The sequence below is a fragment of the Streptomyces sp. SID14436 genome (assembly GCF_010548465.1).
GTDB lineage: Bacteria > Actinomycetota > Actinomycetes > Streptomycetales > Streptomycetaceae > Streptomyces.
This window is the reverse complement of the sequence record NZ_JAAGMD010000767.1, coordinates 1-8,477: the sequence shown is the minus strand read 5'-3', so window position 1 is coordinate 8,477 and position 8,477 is coordinate 1. Positions and strand designations below refer to the sequence as shown.

Sequence of the window (8,477 nt, the reverse complement as noted above, 5' to 3'; positions counted from 1 at the left end):
CGCGACAAGCCGCCTACGAGCTCTTTACGCCCAATAATTCCGGACAACGCTCGCGCCCTACGTATTACCGCGGCTGCTGGCACGTAGTTAGCCGGCGCTTCTTCTGCAGGTACCGTCACTTTCGCTTCTTCCCTGCTGAAAGAGGTTTACAACCCGAAGGCCGTCATCCCTCACGCGGCGTCGCTGCATCAGGCTTTCGCCCATTGTGCAATATTCCCCACTGCTGCCTCCCGTAGGAGTCTGGGCCGTGTCTCAGTCCCAGTGTGGCCGGTCGCCCTCTCAGGCCGGCTACCCGTCGTCGCCTTGGTGAGCCGTTACCTCACCAACAAGCTGATAGGCCGCGGGCTCATCCTGCACCGCCGGAGCTTTCGAACCGCCTGGATGCCCAAGTGGTTCAGTATCCGGTATTAGACCCCGTTTCCAGGGCTTGTCCCAGAGTGCAGGGCAGATTGCCCACGTGTTACTCACCCGTTCGCCACTAATCCCCACCCGAAGGTGGTTCATCGTTCGACTTGCATGTGTTAAGCACGCCGCCAGCGTTCGTCCTGAGCCAGGATCAAACTCTCCGTGAATGTGTACCCGTGATCGGGTGTCACACCACGAGAGCGGAACCACCGGAGGAATAATCCGATGGTTCACAGCGTCCTCGCTGTGTGTGTTTCAAAGGAACCTCGTCCATCCGAAACCGGATGGACGGGGTATCAACATATCTGGCGTTGACTTTTGGCACGCTGTTGAGTTCTCAAGGAACGGACGCTTCCTTCGTACTCACCCTCTCGGGCTTTCCTCCGGGCGCTTCCCTTCGGTGTTTCCGACTCTATCAGATCTTTTTCTCGACCTGACCCCCAGTCAGCGGGGTTTGTCTTCCCGGCCGTTGGGCCGTTCCGACGAGTGAGACTTTAGCGGATTCCCGGCTCCCGAGCTAATCGGGGTCCTGCGCCCTTTCGGGCGTGGATTCCTCATTTCGCGCACACGCATAGCCATTACCCGGGGGCGGACATACGTCTGCCACTGAGTAGTGGTGGTGCTTGCGGAATGGCCGCCCGGGGACCGACCGGAGTCGGTGCTCACGTCGGGCAACCCGGAGAACACTACGGATCGGTCCTGGGCGTGTCAAACCGCCTGCTCGTCCCACCTCCGGGGCGTATCCTCCTGTGCATGACGACGCGTACGTACCGCCAGTTCTGGTGGGCCGCCTGACGGCGGCCGTCCTTACGTATGCGCACACGGCCGCCGCTTCGGCGGCCGTTCTTGTTTCTCCCTCCGGAGCTCCGAGGGGCGGCCGGCCGGAGTCGGTGGCCCCGGCCAGGAGACGGAGAGAAGAGATGAAGCGGGTCTTCAGTGGGGTCAAGCCGACCGGGCACCTGACGCTCGGGAACTACCTGGGAGCCATGCGGCAGTGGGCCGCGGAGGATCAGCACCGGGCGGACGCGTTGTTCTGCATCGTCGATCTGCACGCGCTGACCGTCCATCACGATCCGGCACGGGTGCGCAGGCTGAGCCGGCAGGCGGCGACGCTGCTGCTGGCGTCCGGGCTGGATCCACAGGTGTGCACGGTGTTCGTGCAGAGCCACGTCGACGAGCACGCCCGGCTGTCGTACCTGCTGGAGTGCGTGGCCACGGACGGCGAGATGCGCCGGATGATCCAGTACCGGGAGAAGGCGGCACGGGAGCAGCGCCGGGGCGGGAGTGTGCGGCTGTCGCTGCTGACGTACCCCGTGATGATGGCGGCGGACATCCTGGCGTACGGGACGGACGAGGTGCCGGTGGGGGACGACCAGACGCAGCACGTGGAGCTGACCCGGGACCTGGCGGTGCGGTTCAACCAGCGCTACGGGCAGGCGTTCGTGGTGCCGAGGGCGACGCATCCGAAGGTGGCGGCGCGGGTCATGAACCTTCAGGATCCGCGGTCGAAGATGGGCAAGAGCGACGATGCCGGGCCGGGGATCGTCTATGTGCTGGACGAGCCCGACGTGGTGCGCCGGAAGGTCATGCGGGCGATGACGGACAGCGGGCGGGACGTCGTGTACGACAGGGAGTCCCGGCCGGGGGTGGCGAATCTGCTGGAGATCCTCGCGGCGTGCACGGGTGGGAACCCGGAGGCGTTGGGCGGTGTATACGAGTCGTACGGGGATTTGAAGAGGGACACCGCGGAGGCCGTGATCGAGATGCTGCGGCCGGTGCAGCTCAGGCACAAGGAGCTGTGCGCGGATCCCGGCTATGTGGAGGGGGTGCTGCGGGATGGTGCGGAACGGGCGCGGGGCATGGCCCGGCCGACCGTGGATGCCGCTTACCGGGCGATCGGACTGTTGCCGGCGGGTGCTGATACCGGGGCGCCCGTGCTGAAGGCCGCTCGGTAGGCCCGGGGGCTGGTGGCGAGGCGCGATGCGAAGTGCTGGCGCATCGTGACCTCGCTGCCGAAGCCGGACCGGCGGGCGACCTCGGGCATGGGGAGGTCGGTGCGTTCCAGGAGGCGCTGGGCCGCGGCGATGCGCTGGTCGAGGAGCCAGCGCAGCGGGGTCGTGCCGGTGGCCGCGGTGAAGCGGCGGGCGAAGGTGCGCGGGGACATGCCGGCGTGGGCGGCCAGGTCGGCGACCGTGAGCGGTTCGTGCAGGTGGCGCAGGGCGTGCTCGCGGACGGCGGCGAGGGTGTCGGCGTCGCGGTCGGTGCGGGGCGTGGGGTGTTCGATGAACTGCGCCTGGGTGGCGGTGCGGAAGGGGGCCGTGACCATCGACCGGGCGATGGTGGCGGCGGCCTCGGATCCGTGGGCGAGCCGGATCAGGTGGAGGCAGAGGTCGATGCCGGCGGCGGTGCCGGCCGCTGTCCAGATGTTGCCGTCCTCGATGAACAGGGCGTCGGGGATGACGCGGACATGGGGGTGATGTGCTCGGAAGAGGTCGATGAGGCCCCAGTGGGTGATGGCGCGGCGGCCGTCGAGGAGGCCGGCCTGGGCGAGGGTGAAGGCGCCTCCGCACAGGGCGGCGAGGGTGGTGCCGCGGGCATGGGCGTGACGCAGGGCGTCGAGGACGGGAGGTGGTGCGGGGGTGAGGTGGTCGTCCAGTCCGGGGACGACGATCAGATCGGCGTCGGCCAGCCAGGCCAGGGGGCGGTCGGGCAGGAGCGTGAGGCCGCCGCGCATGGGGACGGCGTCGGTGTCGGTGGCGGCCCGGCGCAGTTCGAAGGCGGGGACGCCGCGGTCGGTGCGGTCGACGCCCCAGACCTCGGTGATGACAGAGACGTCGAAGGCGCGGATACCGGGGAAAGCCACCAGGGCCACGCGGTAGGGCACTGCCATGGGTGGCAGTAAACCATCGATCGATGACTTCTGGACCCCTGGGACGGGAGGCGGTCGGGCGGCACGATCGGGTGCATGGACATCGCGAGGAACGCAGCGCTGGTGGTCGTGGACGTGCAGCATGGATTCGAGGAGGCCGGTTACTGGGGGACGCGCAACCATCCGGGGGCGGACGACAACATCGCCGCTCTCCTGGACGCGTGGCAGTCGGCGGGCCGGCCGGTCGTGTTCGTGCGGCACGACTCCGTCTCGCCGGGGTCGCCGCTGCGGCCCGGGTCGGAGGGCAACGGCTTCAAGGAGTACGTGGAGCGGCGGCGGGGGAAGGGGGGCGGGGCGGAGCTGCTGGTCACCAAGACGGTGAACTCGGCCTTCCTGGGCAGTCCGGACCTGGCGGCCTGGCTCCGGGAGGCGGGGATCCGGCAGGTGGTGCTGGCCGGGATCCAGACGAACATGTGCGTCGAGACGACGGCGCGGATGGGCGGGAACCTCGGGTTCGAGGTCGTGGTCGCCTTCGACGCGACGTACACGTTCGGTCTGGAAGGGCCCTTCGGCTGGCGGCGGAGCGCGGACGAGCTGGCGCAGGCGTCCGCGGTGTCGCTGCACGGCGGTGGGTTCGCGTCGGTGGTGATGACGGAGGACGTGCTGACCGCCGTCAAGTGAACCGGTGACCGGCTGCGGGCGCTCCGGTGCGCGGGCGCGTGCCCGCGCCGGTACTGGAGCGGGCCGACGTCAGTCCTTGCTGCCGGAGGCCAGCTCGCGGCTGCGGTCGCGGGCGGCTTCGAGGGCGGCGATGAGGGCGGCCCGGACGCCGTGGTTCTCGAGTTCGCGGATGGCGTTGATGGTGGTGCCCGCCGGGGAGGTCACGTTCTCGCGGAGCCGGACGGGGTGCTCGCCGCTGTCGCGGAGCATGGTGGCCGCGCCGATCGCGGACTGGACGATCAGGTCGTGGGCCTTGTCGCGGGGCAGGCCGAGCAGGATGCCGGCGTCCGTCATGGCCTCGACCAGGTAGAAGAAGTAGGCCGGGCCGGAGCCGGAGAGCGCCGTGCAGGCGTCCTGCTGCGACTCGGGGACGCGCAGGGTCTTGCCGACGCCGCCGAAGATCTCCTCCGCGTGGGCGAGGTGCTCGGCGGTGGCGTGGCTGCCGGCGGAGATGACCGACATGGCCTCGTCGACGAGGGCGGGGGTGTTCGTCATGACGCGGACCACCGGGATGCCCGAGGCGAGGCGCTCCTCGAAGAAGGCGGTGGGGATTCCGGCGGCTCCGCTGATGATCAGACGGTCGGCGGGGACGTGCGGGGCGAGTTCGTCGAGGAGGGCGCCCATGTCCTGCGGCTTGACCGTGAGGATCAGGATGTCGGCGGTCTTGGCGGCTTCCTGGTTGGAGACGGGGGTGACGCCGTAGCGGGTGTGGAGCTCTTCGGCTCGTTCCGGGCGGCGGGCCGTGACCAGGAGGTCGGCGGGGGCCCAGCCTGCGCGGATCATTCCGCTGAGCAGGGCTTCGCCGATCTTTCCGGTGCCGAGGACTGCGACTTTCTGGGTCATGGCTGGAAGTGCCCTTCGGGGTGTGCGTCGTCCTGGTTCATCCTCCCACCCGGGGGCGGAAGGACGGGGCGGCTGTCCGGTGGGCGGACCGGCGGTCGGGGTGCGGGGCGGGCGCACGGAGTCCGGGTCAGGCCGTCCGGCGCCGCAGGGTGGCCGCGCCGAGGCCCAGGACCAGCAGGGCGCAGCCGGCGACGATCAGGACGTCCTGCAGGAAGGCGGCGGTCATGTCGGTGTGCCGCAGGACCTCGTTCATGCCGTCGACGGCGTAGGACATGGGGAGGACGTCGGAGATGCCCTCCAGGACGGGGTGCATGCTGTCGCGTGCGGTGAACAGGCCGCACAGGAGGAGCTGGGGGAAAATCACGGCCGGCATGAACTGCACCGCCTGGAATTCCGAGGCCGCGAAGGCCGAGACGAAGAGACCGAGCGCTGTGCCGAGCAGCGCGTCGAGGAGCGCCACCAGGAGCAGCAGCCAGGGACTGCCGACGACGTCGAGCCCGAGGAACCACACCGCCAGACCGGTGGCGAGGGCGGACTGGACGACCGCGAGGGCACCGAAGGCGAGGGCGTAGCCGGCGATCAGGTCGCCCTTGCCGAGCGGCATGGCGAGGAGACGTTCGAGGGTGCCGGAGGTCCGCTCGCGCAGGGTCGCGATCGAGGTGACCAGGAACATCGTGATCAGCGGGAAGATGCCGAGGAGCGAGGCGCCGATGTTGTCGAAGGTGCGCGGGCTGCCGTCGAAGACGTAGCGGAGCAGGAGCAGCATCAGGCAGGGCACGACGAGCAGCAGCGCGATGGTGCGGGGGTCGTGGCGCAGCTGGCGCAGGACCCGGCCGGCGGTGGCGAGGGTGCGGGCCGTGTTGAGGGCGCCGGCCGGGGTCGAGGGGCGGGCCGTGCGGGTGCGGGGGGTCGTGGTCATCGCGTGGTCTCCTTCGAGCGGTCGGCCGCGGCGGCCTGGTCCACCAGGTGCAGGAAGGCCTCCTCGACGGTTTCGGCGCCGGTGCGGGAGCGCAGGGCGTCGGGGGTGACGGCCGCGTCCTCCGGCCGGGCGGTGTCCCCGGTGAGCAGTGCGCCGGCGCGCATCAGGAGGAGGCTGTGGCAGCGCTCCGCCTCGTCCATCACGTGGGAGGAGATCAGCAGGCTCGCGTTCCGCTCGGCGGCGATGCCGTGGAACAGCTCCCAGAGGTCGCGGCGCAGGACCGGGTCGAGGCCGACGGTCGGTTCGTCCAGGACCAGGAGTTCCGGGGTGCCGAGGAGGGCGACGGCCAGGGAGACGCGGCTGCGCTGGCCGCCGGACAGGTTGCCGGCGAGGGCGTCGGTGTGTCCGGTGAGGTCGACGTCCGCGATCGCGCGGGTGACGTTGTCCCGGCGGCGGTCGGCGGCGGCGCGGCCCGGGTCGAGGATCGCGGCGAAGTAGTCCAGGTTCTGGCGGACCGTCAGGTCGTCGTACACGGAGGGCGCCTGGGTGACGTAGCCGATGCGGCTGCGCAGCGCGGGGTGTCCGGCGGGGAGGCCGAGGACGTCCAGGGTGCCGGCCACCTTCGCCTGGGTGCCGACGATGGCCCGCATCAGCGTCGACTTGCCGCACCCGGAGGGTCCGAGGAGCCCCGTGATCTGCCCGCGCGGGACGGTGAAGGCCAGGTCGCGCAGGACGGTGCGGGGGCCCCGGACGACGGTGAGGCCCTGCGCGCGGACGGCCGGGGCGCCGTCGGAGGGGCTCCCGCCACCGGGGTCGGCGATCGGGTGAGCCGGTCCGGAGGTGTAATTCATCATGTGATGAATAATGCGCTCGAGGGCACGCCGCGTCAAGCACGGGAAAGGAGGGAGAAGGGGATGGGGCGCGCCGGGGGCGGGCATGCCGGTCGGCCCGCTCACGGCGTGATCGCCGGGCGGGCTCAGGACCTGCGAGGTCGCGCCGTCACGGCACGAAGCAGCACCGGAGGGAAAGGGTGCCGGATGCTGCCGCGCTCAGGGGCGGCGGCGCTTCTTGGGGTTGCCGGAGCGGCGGGCGGTTCGCTTCGCGTACTGCTTGCGGGCGGTCTCGTACTCCTCGCGGCGGAGCTTCTCGCCGGGCGCCTCGGTCAGGGAGCGGAAGAAGTAGGCGAGGAGGGAGCCGACGAAACCGATGGCCAGGAGGCCGCGCAGGGAGTTCTGGCGGTCCGGGTCCGGGCGGCGGCGGAAGCTGTCCCAGGTGTGGCGGAAGGCGAGCGAGCTGCACACGGCGAACATCACGACCATGAGGAGCGTGACGAAGCTGCTGACGTCGGCGATCGCGAGGCCCTCGTAGGCGAAGCGCAGCACGAAGCAGGCGGCGGCCGCCGCGGCGAGGGAGCCGACGGCGACGCCGACGCGGCGGGCCGCGTAGCCGTTGTCGTGGTCCACCCAGGTGGTGCCGAAGAAGCGGATGGACTCCGGCTGGGGACCGGCGGGGGTGCCCGGGGAGTCGGAGGCGCTGCCCGGGGCTCCGTTCGTCTCGTTCTCTGCTGTGCTCACGTGTCGATTGTGACGCGTCCCCCGCGACACCCGGGAGCCCCCCTGCCGGCGGGCGCCGTCGGCCCCTGCCCTGCCGCGTCGGCCGAGGGCGGCGCGTGCCGGTCCGCGCCCCGGTCTGTCCTCAGCGGCCGGCCGGCCCGATCCCTCTGTCGATGCGGGCGCGCAGGGCGTGCAGCGCCTGCCCGACCTCGGCCGGCTCGGTCTCGGCGAGGTCCGCGTCGAAGGTCAGCAGCAGCCCTGCCAGGCCGGCCCAGGACCACGCGCCGAGGGTGAGGCGGCAGGTGGAGTCGGTGACGTACTCGACCGTCGACCCGCCGGGGGCGAACCGGGCGACGAGGGAGGCGGGGAGGGCGAGGAGCGCCGAGCCCCGGCACGGCCACTCCGCGGGTGTGTCCCCGCGGTCGTAGGTGGTCATCACGAAGGTGGCGGGGTCTCCGTGCGGGACGGGACGCCGGTCGAAGGTCCGTCCGGTCGGCATGCGCGGGGTGAGCCGGTCGACGCGCATCGCGCGCCACCGGTCCGCTTCCGGCTCGAACGCCACGAGGTACCAGCGCCCCGCCCACACGACGAGGTGGTGGGGCTCCAGCGTGAGCGTCGTCGGTTCCCCCTCCCCCGTGCGGTCCGCGCGCAGGACGTGACGGCGGCTGATCGCGGCGCCGATGACGCCGATGACCTCGGCGTCGATCGGCGTGGCGGGGAACTCCCAGTAGTTGCGTGCCGCCGAGAACCTGCTGTGGGCGGTCGTCGAGGACGGCACCGTCCCGGGGTACGGGGAGCTGGCCCTCGCCCTCTTCGTCGGCGGCCTCGGGCTCGGTCTGGCCGCGCCGATCCTGGTCGACGTGGTCCTCGCCGGCGTCCCCGGACGCAACGCGGGCGCCGCGGGAGGCGTGCTCTCCACGGTGAACCAGATCGGCAGTGCCATCGGCATCGCCATGCTGGGCACGTTCTTCTTCCGCTCCGTCGCCGGTCCGGCGGCCGACGCGGCGGGACCGGCCGGCCACGCGCACGCGTTCGGCATCGTCCTCGTCGCCTCCGCGGTGCTCTACGTCGTGGCGGCACTCGTGATGCTCGGGCTGCCCAGGACGGCGGCGGCCGCTGACGACGACCGGTGAACCGGCGCCGATCCGCGCGCCGGCGCGGGCCCCCG

The 8,477-nt window shown here is 71.1% G+C and carries 9 protein-coding genes and 1 rRNA gene; 3 read left to right on the top strand and 7 right to left on the bottom strand.

Annotated elements, in window-relative coordinates:
* Positions 1 to 572 (bottom strand): 16S ribosomal RNA (locus tag G3I53_RS27975); the annotation flags it as partial.
* A 753-nt stretch (positions 573 to 1,325) separates the two neighbouring features.
* Between G3I53_RS27975 and trpS the strand changes: the two genes are divergently transcribed.
* On the top strand, positions 1,326 to 2,360 hold the full coding sequence (trpS, locus tag G3I53_RS27970; RefSeq protein ID WP_164332655.1) for a tryptophan--tRNA ligase: 1,035 nt from the start codon (positions 1,326 to 1,328) through the stop codon (positions 2,358 to 2,360).
* Here trpS and G3I53_RS27965 read toward each other — a convergent pair.
* Positions 2,291 to 3,295 (bottom strand): helix-turn-helix domain-containing protein, encoded by a 1,005-nt coding sequence (locus G3I53_RS27965; RefSeq protein ID WP_164332656.1) that lies wholly within the window; start codon positions 3,293 to 3,295, stop codon positions 2,291 to 2,293. The two genes, trpS and G3I53_RS27965, sit on opposite strands and share 70 nt — an antisense overlap.
* Positions 3,296 to 3,370: 75 nt before the next feature.
* Between G3I53_RS27965 and G3I53_RS27960 the strand changes: the two genes are divergently transcribed.
* Positions 3,371 to 3,955: a cysteine hydrolase family protein gene (locus tag G3I53_RS27960; RefSeq protein ID WP_164332657.1), complete on the top strand. Its 585-nt coding sequence runs from the start codon at positions 3,371 to 3,373 to the stop codon at positions 3,953 to 3,955.
* Between the two features lie 69 nt (positions 3,956 to 4,024).
* Here G3I53_RS27960 and proC read toward each other — a convergent pair whose 3' ends face one another.
* From proC to G3I53_RS27935, 5 genes are all read right to left on the bottom strand, one after another.
* Positions 4,025 to 4,837, bottom strand: a complete 813-nt coding sequence (gene proC / locus G3I53_RS27955) for a pyrroline-5-carboxylate reductase (protein WP_164332658.1) — start codon at positions 4,835 to 4,837, stop codon at positions 4,025 to 4,027.
* A 127-nt stretch (positions 4,838 to 4,964) separates the two neighbouring features.
* On the bottom strand, positions 4,965 to 5,756 hold the full coding sequence (locus G3I53_RS27950) for an ABC transporter permease (protein ID WP_164332659.1): 792 nt from the start codon (positions 5,754 to 5,756) through the stop codon (positions 4,965 to 4,967).
* Positions 5,753 to 6,610, bottom strand: a complete 858-nt coding sequence (locus tag G3I53_RS27945; RefSeq protein ID WP_164332660.1) for an ABC transporter ATP-binding protein — start codon at positions 6,608 to 6,610, stop codon at positions 5,753 to 5,755. The genes G3I53_RS27950 and G3I53_RS27945 overlap by 4 nt, the downstream gene beginning before the upstream one ends.
* A 195-nt stretch (positions 6,611 to 6,805) precedes the next feature.
* Positions 6,806 to 7,330, bottom strand: a complete 525-nt coding sequence (locus G3I53_RS27940; protein WP_164332661.1) for an EamA/RhaT family transporter — start codon at positions 7,328 to 7,330, stop codon at positions 6,806 to 6,808.
* Between the two features lie 121 nt (positions 7,331 to 7,451).
* The gene (locus G3I53_RS27935; protein ID WP_164332662.1) at positions 7,452 to 8,087 is read right to left on the bottom strand and encodes a WYL domain-containing protein; all 636 of its coding nucleotides are present in this window, start codon (positions 8,085 to 8,087) and stop codon (positions 7,452 to 7,454) included.
* On the opposite strand from G3I53_RS27935, the gene G3I53_RS27930 reads away from it, so the two are divergent.
* The gene (locus G3I53_RS27930; RefSeq protein WP_164332663.1) at positions 8,041 to 8,442 is read left to right on the top strand and encodes an MFS transporter; all 402 of its coding nucleotides are present in this window, start codon (positions 8,041 to 8,043) and stop codon (positions 8,440 to 8,442) included. The two genes, G3I53_RS27935 and G3I53_RS27930, sit on opposite strands and share 47 nt — an antisense overlap.
* The last annotated feature ends 35 nt before the right edge of the window (positions 8,443 to 8,477 follow it).